Source organism: Cupriavidus sp. 8B (genome assembly GCF_054589115.1).
In genome coordinates this window covers 8,438-25,655 of the sequence record NZ_BAAILO010000615.1, presented here as the reverse complement: position 1 = coordinate 25,655, position 17,218 = coordinate 8,438, and the positions used below count along the sequence as shown (strand labels likewise).

Below are 17,218 nucleotides of genomic sequence, written 5' to 3'. Positions count from 1 at the left end.
GATCTGCGGGGTTGGTCGCTGTTTATTTCGTCGGCGATGGCTCTTGGGTGCAAAAACCAACACCGCTCAAACAAACAGCGACCAACCCCGCAGGTTGTACGGCTGTTGGGTCCAAAAACCAACACCGCTCAAACAAAAAAAACGGGGCTTGCGCCCCGCTCAAACCCTCGTCGGTCCGGACCTCCCGCCATCAACAACACGGCCACCGGACCGCCGATCACCGATGCTCAGTGAGGCCCGCCTCTCGGCCAGGCCCGTCGATCTTTATCCGATCAATTGGTGGTCTTGGCGCCAGCCTCAAACCACTGCCCCAGCAGCGCACGCTCGTCATCCGTGATCTGCGTGACATTGCCCAGCGGCATGGCCTTCTGCTGCACCGCCTGCTGGTAGATCATCTGCGCATGCGCCTTGATCTCGTCGGCGGTATCGAGCTTGATGCCCTTGGCAGCGCTCGGCATCATCTTGGGCGCCGCGGCATGGCACTGGATGCAGCGCGAGTTGATGACTTCCTGCACCTGCGTGAAACTCACCTGCGTGGCGGCGGCGCCGTCCTTGCCGGCAACCACCTCACGCTGCACCGGCGCGATCATCACCGCTACCACCGCCAGCACGGCCACGCCGGCAGCAGGCCACGCGACGTTGATCTTGCCCTTGTGCTTGAGGATGAAGAACTGGCGGATCAGCACGCCGGCCAGCATGATCAGCACCAGCGCGGCCCAGTTGTACTTGTAGCTGTAGGTCATGCTGTAGTGGTTCGACAGCATGGCAAACAGCACCGGCAGCGTGAAGTAGGTGTTGTGCACGCTGCGTTGCTTGGCGTTCTTGCCATGCACCGGGTCCACCGGATCGCCCGCGCGCAGCGCGGCAACCACCTTGCGCTGTCCCGGGATGATCCACACCAGCACGTTGGCGCTCATGATGGTCGCGATCATCGCGCCGGTCAGCAGGAACGCCGCGCGGCCCGAGAACACGTGGCAGGCGACAAACGCGGCCAGCGCCACGTAGATCGCCACCAGGATGCCGACGGTGCGGTCGCTCTTGCCGAATACGCGGCAGATGCAGTCGTACACCAGCCAGCCCACGCCGAGGTAGGACAGCGCAAACCCGATCGCCGCGCCCGGCGACATGTCCATCACGTTCTTGTCGATCAGGAACGTGCTGGCGTTGAACAGGTACAGCACCACCAGCAGGCCGAAGCCGGTCATCCAGGTGGAATACGACTCCCAGTAGAACCAGTGCAGGTTCTCCGGCAGTGTCTTTGGCGCGGTCAGGTATTTCTGCGGGTTGTAGAAACCGCCGCCGTGCACCGCCCACAGCTCGCCGCCCACGCCCTTCTCCTGCAGGTCGGGGTCGTCGGGACGGGTCAGGCTGTTGTCGAGCCAGACGAAATAAAACGAGGAACCGATCCACGCGATCGCCGTGATGACGTGCACCCAGCGCAGCAGCAGATTGGCCCAGTCGAGGATATAGCCTTCCATGTCTTGTCTCCTTTATTGCCCGTTGCCGCGCTCAGCTACCGCGGTAGGTCGAGTACGACCAAGGGGAGACCAGCAACGGCACGTGGTAATGCGCGCTGGTGTCGGCAATGCCGAAACGCAACGTCACCACGTCGAGGAATGCCGGCTCGGGCAGCTTGGTGCCCTGGGTGCGGAAATAATCGCCGGCGCCGAATTCGAGCTCGTACACCCCGACCGCCATGGTCTCGCCATCCAGCAGGGGCTGGTCGCAACGGCCATCGTGGTTGGTGACGACTGTCTTCAGCGTCTCCTTGCGATTGTCGACAATTTTATGCAGGGTAATCGACATGCCGGCGCCGGGCGTGCCGGCTGCGGTGTCGAGTACATGTGTGGTCAAGCGTCCCATCCTGTTATTCCTTAGGGCTTTGGGTTGTGAGAGGCGCCGCTGCCTTCACTAGCACCATTTGTGGGAATGGTGCCCGCTCGGTACGTATTTCTAACGCATCCCGGCGCTGGACTGGTGCATGGCGACAATGCTTCGCACCACTCCGGATGGCAACTCAGGAATTACCCTGACTTGTCGAAAACCTAGCTCGGTTTTGTTGACAATATTGCCGCCATAACCAAATAATTGTCAACAATTTTTGGGGCGCGCCATCGCTTCACCCCGCTTACCACGGCGCGCTGCTCCCCTCCTCACCGATACGCTGGTGCCAAGATGTCCAAGAGTCTCAAGCTGATCGCCGGTGCCGATGACACCGCCGCCCCGACCGAAATCAAGCCCGCCCGCAAGGGCTCCGTCGAGGAGCGCATGTATCACGAGATCTATGACGCGATCATGGAGCACCGGCTGCCCCCGCGCACCAAGCTGACGGAGCACTCGCTGTGCGAAATCTATGCCACGGCGCGCCACACGGTGCGCAAGGTGCTGGCGCACCTGGCCGCCGACGGCATGGTGGACCTGGAGCCCAACCGCGGCGCCTTCATCGCCAGCCCCTCCACCGACGAGGCGCACGACATGTTCGAGCTGCGCCAGATGCTGGAGCGCGCGGTGCTGGAAAAGCTCGCCGGCATGCGCGACGTCAAGCGCGTGATCGCGCCGCTGCGCAAGATGGTGGAGGCCGAGCGCCAGGCCTTCCTGACCAACGAGCGGCCCAAGTGGATCCGCCTGTCGGCCGAATTCCATACCGCGCTGGCCGAGCTTTCGGGCAACGCGCTGCTGGTCACCATGATGCGCCGGCTGGTGTCGCGCACCACGCTGATGATCGCCAGCGTCGAGGCGCCGGGCAATAACGCCTGCTCCTTCGACGAACACGAAGAGATCCTCGACGCACTGGAACAGGGCGACGCCGCCCTCGCCCAGAGCCGCATGGCGCACCATCTCGGCGCTTGCGCCGACCGCGTGCAGCCCGATGAACCGGGCAATTTCGATCTTCGCAGCGTGCTGGGTCACTCCACCTAGCAGGTTGTTCCCGCTGCCAAACTGCGGCCAAGGCCCGATTCCTGCTCATGAGAGACGCGTCCCCGATGATGCGCGCAGCCGGAGTCACACACCAAGAGCCACCCCGCCCGGCAGCGTTCCCATCAAACCCAAAGGAGAGGAGACACACTCATGACTAGCGCTAGCACCACGGTCCCCACGGACCTGACCAACGAGCGGCTGCCTTCGGGCCGGCTGCTTGCGCTCGGCCTGCAGCACGTGCTGGTGATGTATGCCGGTACCGTCGCGGTGCCGCTGATCATCGGCGGCGCGCTCAAGCTGCCCAAGGACCAACTCGCCTTCCTGATCAATGCCGACCTGTTCGCCGCGGGCCTGGCCACGCTGATCCAGGCCTTCGGCTTCTGGAAGTTCGGCATCCGCATGCCGGTGATGATGGGTGTGACCTTCGCCTCGGTAGCGCCGATGATCGCTATCGGTTCCGACCCCAACGTAGGCCTGCTCGGCATCTACGGCGCGGTGATTGCCGCGGGGGTGTTCGGCATCCTGGTGGCGCCGCTGATGGGACGCATGCTCGGGCTGTTCCCGCCTGTGGTCACCGGCACGGTGATCACGCTGATCGGTGTGTCGCTGATGCGGGTGGGGATCAACTGGGCGGCCGGCGGCCAGCCCACCACGCGCGCCGTGATCGACGGCGTGGTCAAGGATGTGCCTAACCTGGCTTATGGCGACCTGGGGAACCTGGGCATCGCAGCGCTGGTGCTGGTGGCGATCCTGTTGCTGAGCAAATACGGCCGTGGCCTGATCTCCAACTGCGCGGTGCTGCTGGGCATCGTCATCGGCACCCTGGTAGCGATGGCGCTGGGGAAGGTCTCCTTCGAAGGCATCAATGAAGCCAGCGCGATCGCGCTGATCACGCCGCTGCATTTCGGCATCCCGACCTTCGACATTCCCGCCATCCTGTCGATGTGCGTGGTGATGCTGATCACGCTGGTGGAATCCACCGGCATGTTCCTCGCGCTGGCCGACATCACCGGCAAGCGCCTGTCCAACGAGGACCTGACCCGCGGCCTGCGTGCCGACGGCCTGGGCACCGTGATCGGCGGCTTGTTCAACACCTTCCCCTACACCTCGTTCTCGCAGAACGTGGGCCTGGTGACCGTGACCGGCGTGCGCTCGCGCTATGTGGCGGTGGCCGGCGGCATCATCCTGATCGGCCTGGGCCTGTTCCCGAAAATGGCGCACATCGTGGCCTCGGTGCCGCAGTTCGTGCTCGGCGGCGCGGGCATCGTGATGTTCGGCATGGTGGCCGCCACCGGCATCCGCATCCTGGGCTCGTGCGATTTCAACCGCAACCGCTTCAACCTGTTCATCGTCGCCATCTCGATCGGTTTCGGCATGATCCCGACACTGGCGCCGACCTTCTTCCAGTACCTGCCCAAGTGGACCGACCCGTTCACCCACAGCGGCATCGTGCTGGGCACCATCGTGGCAGTCGTGCTCAACGTCTTCTTCAACGGCATCCAGTCGCGTGAAGAAGCGATGCGCAACGCCGCGGCCAACTCGCACGGCACGGAATAAGTCCAGCCGGCGGCGGCCGGCACCGTTTCCTGAAGAACCATGACCCTGATGACAAGCCACAACTATCCACGCGATCTGATCGGTTACGGCAGCCAGCCACCGCACGCCCGCTGGCCGGGCGGCGCGCGCATTGCGCTGCAGTTCGTCCTCAACTACGAAGAGGGCGGCGAAAACAACGTGCTGCACGGCGACGCCGGCTCCGAGCAGTTCCTCTCCGAGATCATCGGCGCGGCGGCCTACCCCGAGCGCCACATGAGCATGGAGGGCGTGTACGAGTACGGCTCGCGCGCCGGGGTCTGGCGCATCCTGCGCGAGTTCGAGCAGCGCGGGCTGCCGCTGACGATCTTTGGCGTGTCGATGGCATTGCAGCGCCATCCGGAGCTGACCCGCGCGTTTATCGAGCTTGGCCACGAGATCGCCTGCCACGGCTGGCGCTGGATCCATTATCAGGGCATGGACGAAGCCACCGAGCGCGAGCACATGCGCATCGGCATGCAGATCATCAAGGAGCTGACCGGCTCGCTGCCGCTGGGCTGGTACACCGGCCGCGACAGCCCCAACACGCGCCGCCTGGTGGTGGAGCACGGCGGGCTGCTGTACGACTCGGACTACTACGGCGACGACCTGCCCTTCTGGACCGAGGTGGAGGTCAGCAACGGCGAGACAAAGCCCCACCTGGTGGTGCCCTACACGCTCGACTCCAACGACATGCGCTTTGCCACGCCGCAAGGCTTCAATACCGGCGAGCAGTTCTTCCAGTACCTCAAGGACGCTTTCGACGTGCTCTACGCCGAGGGCGATCCGCAGGGGCTGGACCGCCCCAAGATGCTGTCGGTCGGCATGCACTGCCGCCTGCTGGGCCGCCCGGGGCGCATGCGCGGGCTGCAGCGCTTTCTCGACTACGTGCAGGGCCATGACAAAGTCTGGATCTGCAAGCGCGTGGATATCGCGCGCCACTGGGCCGAGACCCATCCCCACTCCGCACAGAACCACGCATAAGCAGAACCATAAGCCGAACCATGAGCCAGACCTACACCCTCGACCAACTCAACGCCCTGCCGGCCGCCGACTTCATCCAGGCGCTTGGCGGCATCTATGAACACTCCGCGTGGGTGGCCGAAGCCGCCGCCACGCAGCGCCCCTTCGCCCACGCTGCCGCGCTGGCCGACGCCATGCGCGCCATCGTGGACGACGCCGGCGACGCCGCCCAGATCAAGCTGGTGCGCGCCCACCCGGAGCTGGCCGGCAAGGCCGCCGTGCGCGGCGAGCTGACCGCCGAGTCGACCCGCGAGCAAAGCGGCGCCGGCCTGGACCAATGCTCCGCCGAGCAGTTCGAGCAGCTCCAGTCGCTCAACCGCCAGTACAACGAGAAATTCGGCTTTCCCTTCATCCTGGCCGTGCGTGGCTATGACCGCGCCGGCATCATCGGCGAGTTCGCAAGGCGCGTGAACAACGAGCCGGCCGCGGAGTTGCAAACTTGCATCAAGCAGATCCACCGCATTGCGCAATTCCGCCTGAACGACTTAGTATCCGGCTGAGCAAAAAAAGCAGTCGTTTCGTTACCTTTTCGTTACCCTGCGTTACCCATGCCGCTGTAACGGGCAGGCGCCGGACCGAGCCAAGGTCCGGCGCCTGCCAAAAACAACACCAGCACCAATAGAACGAATAGAACCCGTCAGGGACCCAGTACACAACGAACGCAACGGATCAACCACGGAGAATCCCACAATGCACAAGCATATCAAGCCGGCCCTCAAGCTGGCAGCGATGGCGGCAGCCCTTTTCAGCGGCGCGGCCATGGCGCAATCCAGCGTCACGCTGTACGGCCAGGCCGACATGTTCGTCGGCGGCGTCAAGAACGTCGGCGCGTCCGGCCGCGCCTATGTCGCCAACTCGGGCGGCATGCAGACCTCGTACTGGGGCATCAAGGGCACCGAAGACCTCGGCAACGGCACCAAGGCCATCTTCGACCTGAACGGATTCTTCCGCACCGACAGCGGTTCCTCGGGCCGCTTCAACGGCGACTCGATGTTCAGCCGCAATGCCTTCGTCGGCCTGCAGAACGACAAGCTGGGCACCATCAAGCTGGGCCGCAACACCACGCCTTTCTTCGTGTCGACCATCCTGTTCAACCCGCTGATCGACTCCTACGTGTTCTCGCCGATGGTGTTCCACACCTATTTCGGCGCTTCCACCGCGCGCGTGCTCGACCCGGGCATCATCGGCGATTCGGGCTGGAACAACTCGCTGCTGTACTCCACGCCGAACTTCGGCGGCCTGACCGCCAACGTGATCTACTCCTTCGGCGAGAAGGCAGGTGCCACCGGCCAGAACAAGTGGGGCGGCAACCTGATGTACTTCAACGGCCCGTTCGCCGCTACGCTGGCCTTCCAGCAAGTGAAGTTCGACAGCAACCCGGGTGACGTGACCGCGTCGACCAGCCCGCTGCTGGTCGGCTTCAGCAAGCAGAACGCGGTGCAAGGCGGCGTGAGCTACGACTTCAAGGTCGTCAAGCTGTTCGCGCAAGGCCAGTACATCAAGTCGGACATCAACAACAACGTCAACGGCGACATCAAGCACACCAACGGCCAGGTCGGCGTGTCGGTGCCGGTCGGCAACGGCAATATCCTGGCGTCCTACGCCTACGACAAGACCAAGAACTCGGTCGCGGACTTCAAGCGCAACACGGTGGCGGTCGCCTACGACTACAACCTGTCCAAGCGCACCGACGTCTACGCCGCTTATTTCTACGACAAGATCACCGACCTGTCGCACGGCGACACCTTCGGTGTTGGCCTGCGTCACAAGTTCTGACGCTTTCCCCTTGTCAACGGGAATTGATACCCGCCCTTGTGGCGGGTTTTTTATGCCCCGCCGGCACGCCATGCTCAAGGTGCCAGCAGGTTTCCGGCGATGAAGTCCACGAAGGCCCGGAGCTTGGGCGACAGCTGGCGGCTGGACGGCCACAGCACCCTCAGCATCGTGCGGTCCTGGTTGTAGTCGTCCAGCACGCTGACGAGCGTGCCTTCGTCCAGCTGGCGCCGAATGGCGATATCCGGCACGCAGGCGATGCCCGATGCAGCATAGCGCGGCGCTGCGAGGCTAAAGCTTCCTGGGCCGCCGGCCAGGCTTGGGCGGCGGCTCCTGCAGGCTCACCAGCAACTGCCCGAACTCGCGGGCGGCCGGCGGCTTTTCGCCGTCGCTCCAGATCAGCGCAAAATCCGCCGCCGGCAGCGCCGGCAACCCGAACTGGCCATCCACCACTTTCATCCCCGGTTTCAGGTCGCCGCGGATCTGCACTGAGGCGCCGAGTCCTGCCAGCACCGCCGTGCGGATGCCCTCCTGGCTTGGCGACGTGAAGGCCACGTGCCACGGTATGGATGTGCCCTCCAATGCCGCCACGCCCACCTGCCGGTTAACGCACGGCGAGGGAGACAGCGCGAGCGGCAACGACGCACCCGGTGCGATCTCGAAGGTCTGGGCAGCGGCCCACACAAACTGCGTCTGCTGCAGCACCGTGCCACCCTCCCCGCCGGGCTCTGACAACACCACGGCAAGATCCAGTTCGCCGGCCTTGATCATCGCGCGTAAGTCCAGGTACGTGCCCACGTTCACGTCGAGACGCACCTCGGGAAATGCCCGGGCGAACTGCGACAGCAGTTGCGGCAGCCGCTCGCCCAGGAAGGTTTCCGGCACGCCGAAGCGCACCACGCCGCAAACGGGAGACGGCTGGAAGCGGCGCGAAAGCGCATCGAGCGAGGCCAGGATCTGCTGTGCATGCTGGAGAAAATCGTTGCCGTCCTCGGTCAGGGTCAGGGTGCGTGTGGTGCGGTACAGCAGCGGCCGGCCGACCTGCTCTTCGAGCCGCCGGATCTGATGGCTGACTGCGGACTGCGTCAGGTGCAGCCGTTGCGCCGCGCGCGTGAAGCCGCCGGTTTCCTTGACGGCGACAAAGGCCCGCAGCAGTGTCGGATCGAAATCCATGGTCCCGTATATATGATGAGTACTAATGAATCGGAAGAAATTAGATCATTTCTATCATAGCGAGGACTCGCCCACAATGTGCGCCAAGACCGGCGTCGAGCACGACGCCATCCGCTCCCTGAAACCGGATCCGCCTGGAAAGCACTATCGATGCGCCTCACTCATTCCCGTAGAAACCAAATGGCATTGGCCGCCGTCTGCCTGGCCGCGCTGATGTTCGGCCTGGAGATTTCCAGTGTGCCGGTCATACTGCCCACCCTCGAGCGCGTGCTGCACGGCGACTTCAGGGACATGCAATGGATCATGAATGCCTACACCATCGCCTGCACCACGGTGCTGATGGCGGCCGGCACATTGGCCGACCGCTTTGGCCGCAAGCGCATGTTCATCCTCGGCGTTGCCTTGTTCGGCATCGCCTCCCTGATCTGTGGCCTGGCGCAAAGCGCTTCCGTCCTGATCGCCAGCCGGTTTCTCCAGGGCATGGCCGGCGGCGCCATGCTGATCTGCCTGGTGGCGATCCTGTCGCATCAATTCCAGGAAGGCAAGGAACGCAGCAAGGCCTTTGGCGCATGGGGCATCGTGTTCGGGATCGGCCTGGGTTTCGGGCCGATCGTCGGCGGCATGATCGTTGCCGTATCCAGCTGGCAATGGGTGTTCCTGATTCACGTGCTGCTTGCCATCCTGACCCTGGCGCTGGTATTCGCCGGCGTGGAAGAGTCACGCGATCCGCAGGCGGGCAAGCTCGATATCGGGGGCATCGTCACGCTGTCGCTGGCCGTGTTCGGCTTGGCTTATCTGATCACGCAGGGACCGGAAGCCGGCGTTTCCCGCGCCGCCGCGATCGGCATGATGGCCGTGACGGCAGCCAGCTTCGTGGCTTTCCTGCTAGCGGAAAAATTCAGTGCGCATCCGATGTTCGATGTTTCGGTCTTCCACAGCCGGGACTTCTCCGGTGCGCTGCTTGGCTCCATGGGCATGAACTTCAGCTTCTGGCCGTTCATGATCTACTTGCCGCTTTATTTCCACGGCGGCCTGGGCTACGGCAGCGTGGCCGCCGGTTTGTCCTTGCTGGCTTATACGCTGCCCACGCTGTTGTTTCCGCCGCTGGGAGAGCGCCTTGCGCTGCGGTACCGGCCCGGCGTGGTCATTCCCCTGGGCTTGTTCACGATCGGGCTGGGCTTCATGCTCATGAAGCTCGGCAGCAGCCTGGCGCAGGCAAGCTGGTTGACCTTGCTCCCGGGTTCGCTGCTGGCCGGCATCGGCCTGGGCATCACCAACACGCCGGTGACCAATACCACCACCGCTTCGGTTCCCAGCAGCCGCGCAGGCATGGCGTCCGGCATCGACATGAGCGCGCGGATGATCTCGCTGGCGATCAATATCGCGTTGATGGGATGCATCCTGGTCGCGGGCATCTCGTCGTATCTGAAGCGAGCCTTTCCGGGGGCGTTCGATACGTTGCAGTTGCGCGCACTGGCGCAGCACATTGCAGCAGGCAACATGGATTCACTCGGGGACGCCTTTGCACAACTGCCCGCGCTGGACGCGCCCGGCACCGCGCTGCATGCGGCGCTCGTTCATGGCTTTGGCTGGGTGATGGTGTATGGCGGGATCGGCGCCTGGGTGCTGGCCTTGCTCAGCCTGATGGTGTTCGCGCCCGGCAAACGAGGGCTGGAAGGGCAACAGGGGCGCCAGCCAGTTGCCGATCCCGCCTGCCGCTCCGCCTAGAAGTCCATGGTCATTGCCACCTTGAAGGTGCGCGGCGCGCCCTGCGTCCGGTAGCCGCCGCAGGTGCTTGACCGGGCCGTCTCGAGCGCGCCTCGGCGCGCACATTCGCCGAATGGTCCAGCACGTGCCAAAGATTCTTTAGCATCGGGATCGCCTTGAGGTTTACCAGGGTCCACGAGATTTTCCGGGAGCGTAGGGAGCCTCGCTACCGGATCGCGGCGCCTTGCGCGCCTCGCGCCCGCTGAGTGGCATTCGCGCGCCGCACCATTGGCAATTCGACCGGATTGCGCGCCGCCGGCTTCGGTACTGTCGCGACGCAGCATGGATTTGTTGCAGTGCGATAGAGGCAAACTACTGGAAATCGGGATCGAAAGCCGCTGCTTAATAGGGCGATTCAATTGGCGAGCCTGCGCCTGCGTGCCTAGATTTAGGTTCCAGGCAACAAAACGGCAACGGACGAGGTGACTCATGCGGCGTGATGCAAAGACCCGGTCGGAGTTGATGGCCATCCTGAACCAGTTCCTAAACAACAATCCCGAGTGCGGCGAGTGCGAATTGCACGCAATGCGCGTTCACCAGCCCGACCATACCGGTTGCAACTGGAGCGCGGAAGTCGATTTCCCGCGCGAGGAGGAGGACCATTTGCCAACCCGGCTGGCAGCGGCCAAGTCCATCATCGTCGTGATGCGCGAGCAGTACAACATGCTGCAATAGTTGGAATAGCTGCAACGGGATCAGGGCAGGACAGGTTTTCCGGGCCGGCGGAACTGCAGCACAAGCCGGTCAAACAAAACGGGGCTCCAGGAGCCCCGTTTTCATTGGGCGGCGGCCGGCAAGCCGGCCGCGCCGCCCGATCAGCGCGCCACGTTGGCGTTGGCTTCCGCCACCGCTACCGCGGTCATGTTGACGATGCGGCGGGTGGTAGCTTGCGGGTTGAGGATGTGCACCGGCTTGGCCGCGCCCAGCAGGATCGGGCCAATGGTGACGCCTTGCCCGCCCGTGATCTTGAGCAGGTTGAAGGCGATATTGGCCGCGTCCAGCGTCGGCATGACCAGCAGGTTGGCGCTGCCGGCCAGCTTGGTGCCCGGCAGGAAGTGACGGCGCACGTCCTCGACCAGGGCGGCGTCGCCCTGCATCTCGCCTTCCACTTCCAGGTGCGGTGCCTCGCGGGCCAGGATCTCCTGGGCCGCACGCATCTTCTTGGCCGACGGGCGGTTCGACGAGCCGAACATCGAGTGCGACATCAGCGCCACCTTCGGGTGCTGGCCGAAACGCGCGATTTCCTCGGCGGCCAGCTGCGTGATGGCGGCGAGTTCCTCAGCGGTGGGATCGTCGTTGACGAAGGTGTCGGTGATGAACAGCGTGTACTTCTCGAGCATCAGCGCGTTCATCGCGGCGAACACCTTGGCGCCCGGCGCCAGGCCGATCACGTCCTGCACGTGCTCCAGGTGGGCTTCGAAGCGGCCCACGGTGCCGCACAGCAGCGCGTCGGCGTCGCCCATATGCATCAGCATGGTGCCGATCAGCGTATTGGAGCGGCGCAGCGCCACCTTGGCCATGTCAGGCGTGACGCCGTCGCGGCCGCGCAGCGCATGGTAGGCCTCGTGGTAGGCACGGTAGCGCGGGTCGTCTTCCGGGTTGATCAGCTCGAAGTCCGTCCCGGCCTTCAGGCGCAGGCCGGCCTTGTCGATGCGCATCTGGATCACGTGCGGGCGTCCGATCAGGATCGGACGGGCCAGGCCTTCGTCCACCACGGTCTGCACCGCACGCAGCACGCGCTCCTCTTCGCCCTCGGCATAGACCACGCGCTTGGGCGCGGCCTTGGCTGCCGTGAACACCGGCTTCATGATCAGGCCGGTGTGGTAGACGTACTGGGTGAGCTGCTGGCGGTAGGCTTCCAGGTCCTTGATCGGACGGGTTGCCACGCCGGACTCTTCAGCGGCCTTGGCCACCGCCGGCGCGATCTTCTCGATCAGGCGCTGGTCGAACGGGGTCGGGATGATGTAGTCGGGGCCGAACTTCAGCTCCTGGCCACCGTAGGCGGCGGCAACGGCGTCGTTCAGCTCGGCTTCGGCCAGGTCGGCGATGGCCTTGACGCAGGCCAGCTTCATGGCTTCCGTGATCTTGGTGGCGCCGCAATCCAGCGCGCCACGGAAGATGTACGGGAAGCACAGCACGTTGTTGACCTGGTTCGGGTAGTCCGAGCGGCCGGTGGCGATGATGCAGTCCGGGCGCGCGGCCTTGGCCACTTCCGGGCGGATTTCCGGCTCCGGGTTGGCCAGCGCCAGGATGATGGGCTTGTCGGCCATGGTCTTGACCATCTCGGCGGTCAGCACGCCGGCGGTCGAGCAGCCCAGGAACACGTCGGCGCCGTTGACGATGTCGGCCAGGGTGCGGTTGGCGGTTTCCTGCGCGTAGCGGGCCTTGTTGGGCTCCATGCTGGCGTCGCGGCCCACATAGATCACGCCCTTGGAGTCCACCACCGAGATGTTCGAGCGGGTCACGCCCAGGCCCACCATGGTGTCCAGGCAGGCGATAGCCGCGGCGCCGGCGCCGGAAACCGCCAGCTTGACCTTGGCGATGTCCTTGCCGACCACCTTCAGGCCGTTGAGCAGCGCCGCGCCCGAGATGATGGCGGTGCCGTGCTGGTCATCGTGGAACACGGGGATGTTCATGCGCTCGCGCAGCTTCTTCTCGATGTAGAAGCATTCGGGCGCCTTGATGTCTTCAAGGTTCACGCCGCCGATCGTCGGCTCCAGCGCGGCCACGATCTCGACGATCTTGTCCGGGTCGTGCGCATCGAGCTCGATATCGAACACGTCGATGCCGGCGAACTTCTTGAACAGGCAGCCCTTGCCCTCCATCACCGGCTTGCCGGCCAGAGGACCGATGTCGCCCATGCCGAGCACGGCGGTACCGTTGGTGATCACTGCCACCAGGTTGCCGCGCGAGGTGTACTCGGCGGCCATTGCGGGATCCTTGGCGATCTCCTCGCAGGCGTAGGCCACGCCCGGGGAGTACGCCAGGGACAGGTCGCGCTGGTTGGACAGCGCCTTGGTCGCGTTTACCTGGATCTTGCCCTTGGTCGGGCTGCGGTGGTATTCCAGCGCGGCCAGGCGCAATTGCGCTTCAGGACTGTTGGGGGCATGTTGCGGTGCATCACCGCCGGTCTTGCTGGTCATTATGCTCGTCCAGGAAGTGGCCCAGCCAGTGCCCGCCAAGGCCGCGCCGGTCGTATCCGGCGTGCTTGCCGGAATCTTCCATTGCAGCTTTCAAAGACGGGCTCCGGCGGCTCGGGCCGAAAAATCGAGCCGTCATTCTAGCTCACCCAAGCCCGGCGCGAAGCCCCTCCCATGGGTGCATCCAGGGTTTTAAGGCTTTTCGCCGGGCAATTCAGTTTTTACCGCCGCACAGGCAATGCCTCGCCTGTTGCTGGTTGCTTGCTACCTGCTACTTGTCATTCGGGTCCAGCGGCAGTGTCACCCGCCTCGGCCGGCCGCTCTCCGCCGCCGGGAACTGCACGAAAGCGCTGCGGATCAGGTAGGGCATCGCCGCCTGCAGGGACGAACCCTCGCCTCGGTGATCCGCCGTGACCTGGTAGACCCGGCGCCCGGTGGCGGCATCCCTGAAGAATACGCGCAGCGTGGACTGGGTGACAGGCACATCGCGCACCGTGGTCACCGGCGGCCAGTAGCCCGGGCCGCCCCAGCCGTACGGGCCCCAGGGGCGGTAGTAAGGCCCCCAGTAGGGGCCGGGATAAAAGCCGGGTGACCACGGGTCGACGTAATTGGTCTCCTGGATCCGCATCAGCCGCGCGTTGCTGTCGTACTCCATGTTGACCAGGTAGTGCGCCTGCGGCCGGGCCACCTGCTCGAAGCCGACCCCGGAGAGCGCCTGCGCCAGCCACTGCTCATAGGTCTGGTCCTCGAGCTGCGCCTCCTGGCCGCTGGTCCGATCGAACGCATACGTGCGCGGCGGATCGTTCTGCCAGTTGCCCTGGCGGAACGCCGTCACCTCCGTGGTGACGGTGCTGGCGCAGCCGGACAGCAGCGCCGCGCCGAGCAGCGCCGCGCTCAGCATCAGCCGGCTGCCGCGCAAGCCTTCGCCGGCTATCCGGCCCCAGCCCTGACCAAGCTTCGCCAGCCATTGTTTTGGCATCTTGCCCCTCATCGATTCGTTGTCCATTGTGTGACTCAGACCGTGCCGGGCGCTCGGAATTCCGGCGCGATCCGCCACCAGCGCCGCGCGCCCGAGCCGGGGCGCCCGCGCTTGGCTACAATGGGTTCTTCAGTGCCGTGGCACGCGACCCCGGCAGCGGCTTCCCGCCCTGCCCCCCCTGCCGTGACCATGGCGACCATGCCGCCCCAAGTGGCCCTCAGAGGACAGGATCCCTTCATGCTGCGCACCGACACGCCCGTTACCGTCCATCGCAAAGACTATACTCCGCCGGCCTTCGCCTTTGAGCACGTCGACCTCAACCTCGAGCTCGATCCGGCGCGCACCGTGGTCACCAATACCCTGCGCTTCACGCGCCAGGCACCCGGCCCGCTGGTGCTGGCCGGCGAGGCACTGGAGCTGGTCGGGGTCCGCCTCGACGGCAAGCCGCTGGAAGGCGCGCAGCAGGCGCCCGGCAGCCTGACCCTGCCCGAGCTGCCCGCGCACGGCACCCTGGAAATCGTCACCGCCTGCCAGCCGGCCGCCAACACGTCGCTGTCCGGCCTCTACGTCTCCAACGGCAACTTCTTCACCCAGTGCGAAGCCGAGGGCTTCCGCAAGATCACCTATTACCTGGACCGCCCCGACGTGATGTCGACCTTCCGGGTCACGTTGCGCGCACAGCGCGCGGACTACCCGGTACTGCTGTCCAACGGCAACCTGATCAGCGAGCGCGAGCTGCCCGATGGCCGCCACGAAGCCGTCTGGGAAGACCCGTTCAAGAAGCCCGCCTACCTGTTCGCGCTGGTGGCCGGCAAGCTGGAATGCATCGAGGAGCGGATCCGGTCCGCCTCCGGCAAGGAAAAACTGCTGCAGGTCTGGGTGGAGACGCAAGACCTGCCCAAGACGCGCCACGCCATGGATTCGCTGATCCACTCGATCCGCTGGGACGAGCAGCGCTTCGGCCTGGAGCTCGACCTGGACCGCTTCATGATCGTCGCCGTGGGCGACTTCAACATGGGCGCGATGGAGAACAAGGGCCTCAACATCTTCAACACCAAGTACGTGCTGGCCAACGCCGAGACCGCCACCGATGCCGACTTTGGCAATATCGAATCCGTGGTCGGGCATGAGTACTTCCACAACTGGACCGGCAATCGCGTGACCTGCCGCGACTGGTTCCAGCTCTCGCTCAAGGAAGGCCTGACGGTGTTCCGCGACCAGGAATTCTCGGCCGACATGATGGGCTCCGAATCCGGGCGCGCGGTCAAGCGCATCGAGGACGTGCGCATGCTGCGCCAGGTGCAGTTCCCCGAGGACGCCGGCCCCATGGCGCATCCGGTGCGCCCGGACAGCTACGAGGAGATCAACAACTTCTACACCGTGACGGTGTACGAGAAGGGCGCCGAGGTCGTGCGCATGTACCAGACCCTGCTGGGCCGGGACGGTTTCCGCAAGGGCATGGACCTGTACTTCCAGCGCCACGACGGCCACGCCGTCACCTGCGACGACTTCCGCGCCGCCATGGCTGACGCCAACGGCCGCGACCTGACCCAGTTCGGACGCTGGTACAGCCAGGCCGGCACGCCGGTGGTGGCGGTGCGCACCGCGTGGGACGCCGCCACCGGCACGCTGGCGCTGACGCTGTCGCAAAGCTGCCCCAAGGTCGGCATCGAAACGCACCCCGGCACGCCGGACAAGCTGCCCTTCCATATTCCCTTTGCGCTGGGCCTGATCGATGCCAGCGGCGCCGACCTGCCGCTGCAGCTCGAGGGCGAAAGCCAGCCCGGCGCCACCACGCGCGTGCTGGACTTCACCGAGGCCGAGCAGACCTTCCGCTTCATCAACCTGCCGCGCGGCGCCGAGCCGCCGCTGGCCTCGCTGCTGCGCGACTTCTCCGCGCCGGTCATCATTGACGCCGAGTACAGCGAGGCGCAGCTGACCTTCCTGCTGGCGCACGACAGCGATCCGTTCAACCGCTGGGAAGCCGGCCAGCGCCTGACCACGCGCGCGCTGCTGCAACTGGTGGTCCAGAGCCAGGCCGGCCGCGAGCTCCAGCTCGAGCCGGCGCTGGTGGCCGCGCTGCGCACCGTGCTCAACGACCAGCAGCTCAGTCCCGCCTTCCGCGAACAGGCACTGACACTGCCGGCCGAAGCGTATCTCGCCGAGCGCATGGGCGTGGCCGATCCGGCCGCCATCCACCGCGCCCGCCAGTTCATGCGCGAGGCGCTGGCGCGCGCGCTCAAGGCCGACTGGCTGGCCGCATTCGAAGCCAATGCCACGCCGGGCGCCTACAGCCCGGATGCCGTGTCCGGCGGCAAGCGCGCGCTGCGCAACCTGGCGCTGGGCTACCTGGCCGACAGCGGCGATGCCGCCATGCAGGCGCTGGCCGAAGCGCAATACAAGGCCGCCGACAACATGACGGACCGCTTCACCGCGCTCGGCGCGATGGTCAATACCTTTGCCCCGGGGCGCGAAGCCGCGCTGGCCGACTTCTACCAGCGCTTCGAGCAAGACCCGCTGGTGATCGACAAATGGTTCTCGCTGCAAGGCACGCAGCGCGGCACCGTGGGGCCGCAAGGCGCCGGCCACGCAGGCAAGCGCACCATCGACACCGTGCGCGCGCTGATGCAGCACCCCGCCTTCAACCTGCGCAACCCCAACCGCGCGCGCTCGCTGATCTTCAGCTTCTGCGCGGCCAACCCGGCCCAGTTCCATGCCGAGGATGGCTCGGGCTACGCCTTCTGGGCCGAGCAGGTGCTGGCGCTGGACGCCATCAACCCGCAGGTGGCCTCGCGCCTGGCGCGGGTGATGGACCGCTGGCAGAAGTACGCGCTGCCGCTGCGCGACCGCATGCGCGCCGCGCTGGAACAGG

The 17,218-nt window shown here is 65.2% G+C and carries 16 protein-coding genes; 9 read left to right on the top strand and 7 right to left on the bottom strand.

The genetic code is table 11. The annotated features are described in order from the left end of the window. A partial coding sequence (locus ACYP5B_RS50540) for a hypothetical protein (RefSeq protein WP_459574994.1) occupies window positions 1-234 on the top strand: 234 nt, incomplete at its 5' end. Between the two features lie 38 nt (window positions 235-272). Here ACYP5B_RS50540 and ACYP5B_RS50535 read toward each other — a convergent pair. After that, window positions 273-1,478 carry a urate hydroxylase PuuD gene (locus ACYP5B_RS50535; RefSeq protein ID WP_400099044.1) on the bottom strand — a complete coding sequence of 402 codons (1,206 nt, stop codon included), beginning with the start codon at window positions 1,476-1,478 and terminating at the stop codon, window positions 273-275. Window positions 1,479-1,509: 31 nt separating this feature from the next. After that, complete coding sequence (uraH, locus tag ACYP5B_RS50530; protein ID WP_267605960.1) at window positions 1,510-1,863, bottom strand: hydroxyisourate hydrolase; 354 nt, start codon at window positions 1,861-1,863, stop codon at window positions 1,510-1,512. 312 nt (window positions 1,864-2,175) lie between these two features. Here uraH and ACYP5B_RS50525 point away from each other — a divergent pair, with 312 nt between their 5' ends. The 5 genes from ACYP5B_RS50525 to ACYP5B_RS50505 all read left to right on the top strand — a co-directional run bounded on the left by ACYP5B_RS50525 (window position 2,176) and on the right by ACYP5B_RS50505 (window position 7,290). Further along, a complete protein-coding gene (locus tag ACYP5B_RS50525) occupies window positions 2,176-2,919 on the top strand; it encodes a GntR family transcriptional regulator (RefSeq protein ID WP_174423888.1) in 744 nt (247 codons plus the stop codon). A gap of 150 nt (window positions 2,920-3,069) precedes the next feature. After that, on the top strand, window positions 3,070-4,476 hold the full coding sequence (locus ACYP5B_RS50520) for a nucleobase:cation symporter-2 family protein (protein ID WP_267605958.1): 1,407 nt from the start codon (window positions 3,070-3,072) through the stop codon (window positions 4,474-4,476). A gap of 48 nt (window positions 4,477-4,524) precedes the next feature. Further along, complete coding sequence (gene puuE, locus ACYP5B_RS50515) at window positions 4,525-5,475, top strand: allantoinase PuuE (protein ID WP_459575022.1); 951 nt, start codon at window positions 4,525-4,527, stop codon at window positions 5,473-5,475. 20 nt (window positions 5,476-5,495) lie between these two features. After that, window positions 5,496-6,014, top strand: a complete 519-nt coding sequence (gene uraD / locus ACYP5B_RS50510; RefSeq protein WP_400099040.1) for a 2-oxo-4-hydroxy-4-carboxy-5-ureidoimidazoline decarboxylase — start codon at window positions 5,496-5,498, stop codon at window positions 6,012-6,014. Between the two features lie 190 nt (window positions 6,015-6,204). Continuing rightward, window positions 6,205-7,290, top strand: a complete 1,086-nt coding sequence (locus tag ACYP5B_RS50505) for a porin (protein ID WP_459574993.1) — start codon at window positions 6,205-6,207, stop codon at window positions 7,288-7,290. A 74-nt stretch (window positions 7,291-7,364) separates the two neighbouring features. Here ACYP5B_RS50505 and ACYP5B_RS50500 read toward each other — a convergent pair whose 3' ends face one another. Continuing rightward, window positions 7,365-7,538, bottom strand: a complete 174-nt coding sequence (locus ACYP5B_RS50500) for a LysR substrate-binding domain-containing protein (protein WP_400103621.1) — start codon at window positions 7,536-7,538, stop codon at window positions 7,365-7,367. A 40-nt stretch (window positions 7,539-7,578) separates the two neighbouring features. Then, window positions 7,579-8,460, bottom strand: coding sequence for a LysR substrate-binding domain-containing protein (locus ACYP5B_RS50495; RefSeq protein WP_459574990.1), 882 nt, complete (start codon window positions 8,458-8,460; stop codon window positions 7,579-7,581). Window positions 8,461-8,610: 150 nt separating this feature from the next. On the opposite strand from ACYP5B_RS50495, the gene ACYP5B_RS50490 reads away from it, so the two are divergent. Next, window positions 8,611-10,188, top strand: coding sequence for an MFS transporter (locus ACYP5B_RS50490; protein ID WP_459574989.1), 1,578 nt, complete (start codon window positions 8,611-8,613; stop codon window positions 10,186-10,188). Here the strand turns inward: ACYP5B_RS50490 and ACYP5B_RS50485 are convergent. Further along, window positions 10,185-10,697 (bottom strand): hypothetical protein, encoded by a 513-nt coding sequence (locus ACYP5B_RS50485; RefSeq protein WP_459575027.1) that lies wholly within the window; start codon window positions 10,695-10,697, stop codon window positions 10,185-10,187. The genes ACYP5B_RS50490 and ACYP5B_RS50485 overlap by 4 nt on opposite strands. Here ACYP5B_RS50485 and ACYP5B_RS50480 point away from each other — a divergent pair. Continuing rightward, window positions 10,657-10,902 (top strand): hypothetical protein, encoded by a 246-nt coding sequence (locus ACYP5B_RS50480; protein ID WP_043344643.1) that lies wholly within the window; start codon window positions 10,657-10,659, stop codon window positions 10,900-10,902. The genes ACYP5B_RS50485 and ACYP5B_RS50480 overlap by 41 nt on opposite strands. 140 nt (window positions 10,903-11,042) lie before the next feature. On the opposite strand, the gene ACYP5B_RS50475 is transcribed toward ACYP5B_RS50480, so the two are convergent. Continuing rightward, on the bottom strand, window positions 11,043-13,370 hold the full coding sequence (locus ACYP5B_RS50475; protein WP_459574988.1) for an NADP-dependent malic enzyme: 2,328 nt from the start codon (window positions 13,368-13,370) through the stop codon (window positions 11,043-11,045). Between the two features lie 268 nt (window positions 13,371-13,638). Continuing rightward, a complete protein-coding gene (locus ACYP5B_RS50470) occupies window positions 13,639-14,268 on the bottom strand; it encodes a DUF4136 domain-containing protein (RefSeq protein ID WP_459575020.1) in 630 nt (209 codons plus the stop codon). Window positions 14,269-14,583: 315 nt separating this feature from the next. Here ACYP5B_RS50470 and pepN point away from each other — a divergent pair. After that, the coding region (gene pepN / locus ACYP5B_RS50465) for an aminopeptidase N (protein WP_459574987.1) at window positions 14,584-17,218 on the top strand (2,635 nt) is incomplete at its 3' end.

Coding starts and splice junctions, on each gene's coding strand:
- ACYP5B_RS50535 (WP_400099044.1), bottom strand. CDS start 1,478: ATGGAAGGCTATATCCTCGACTGGGCCAATCTGCTGCTGCGCTGGGTG.
- uraH (WP_267605960.1), bottom strand. CDS start 1,863: ATGGGACGCTTGACCACACATGTACTCGACACCGCAGCCGGCACGCCC.
- ACYP5B_RS50525 (WP_174423888.1), top strand. CDS start 2,176: ATGTCCAAGAGTCTCAAGCTGATCGCCGGTGCCGATGACACCGCCGCC.
- ACYP5B_RS50520 (WP_267605958.1), top strand. CDS start 3,070: ATGACTAGCGCTAGCACCACGGTCCCCACGGACCTGACCAACGAGCGG.
- puuE (WP_459575022.1), top strand. CDS start 4,525: ATGACAAGCCACAACTATCCACGCGATCTGATCGGTTACGGCAGCCAG.
- uraD (WP_400099040.1), top strand. CDS start 5,496: ATGAGCCAGACCTACACCCTCGACCAACTCAACGCCCTGCCGGCCGCC.
- ACYP5B_RS50505 (WP_459574993.1), top strand. CDS start 6,205: ATGCACAAGCATATCAAGCCGGCCCTCAAGCTGGCAGCGATGGCGGCA.
- ACYP5B_RS50495 (WP_459574990.1), bottom strand. CDS start 8,460: ATGGATTTCGATCCGACACTGCTGCGGGCCTTTGTCGCCGTCAAGGAA.
- ACYP5B_RS50490 (WP_459574989.1), top strand. CDS start 8,611: ATGCGCCTCACTCATTCCCGTAGAAACCAAATGGCATTGGCCGCCGTC.
- ACYP5B_RS50480 (WP_043344643.1), top strand. CDS start 10,657: ATGCGGCGTGATGCAAAGACCCGGTCGGAGTTGATGGCCATCCTGAAC.
- ACYP5B_RS50485 (WP_459575027.1), bottom strand. CDS start 10,697: ATGGCCATCAACTCCGACCGGGTCTTTGCATCACGCCGCATGAGTCAC.
- ACYP5B_RS50475 (WP_459574988.1), bottom strand. CDS start 13,370: ATGACCAGCAAGACCGGCGGTGATGCACCGCAACATGCCCCCAACAGT.
- ACYP5B_RS50470 (WP_459575020.1), bottom strand. CDS start 14,268: ATGCTGAGCGCGGCGCTGCTCGGCGCGGCGCTGCTGTCCGGCTGCGCC.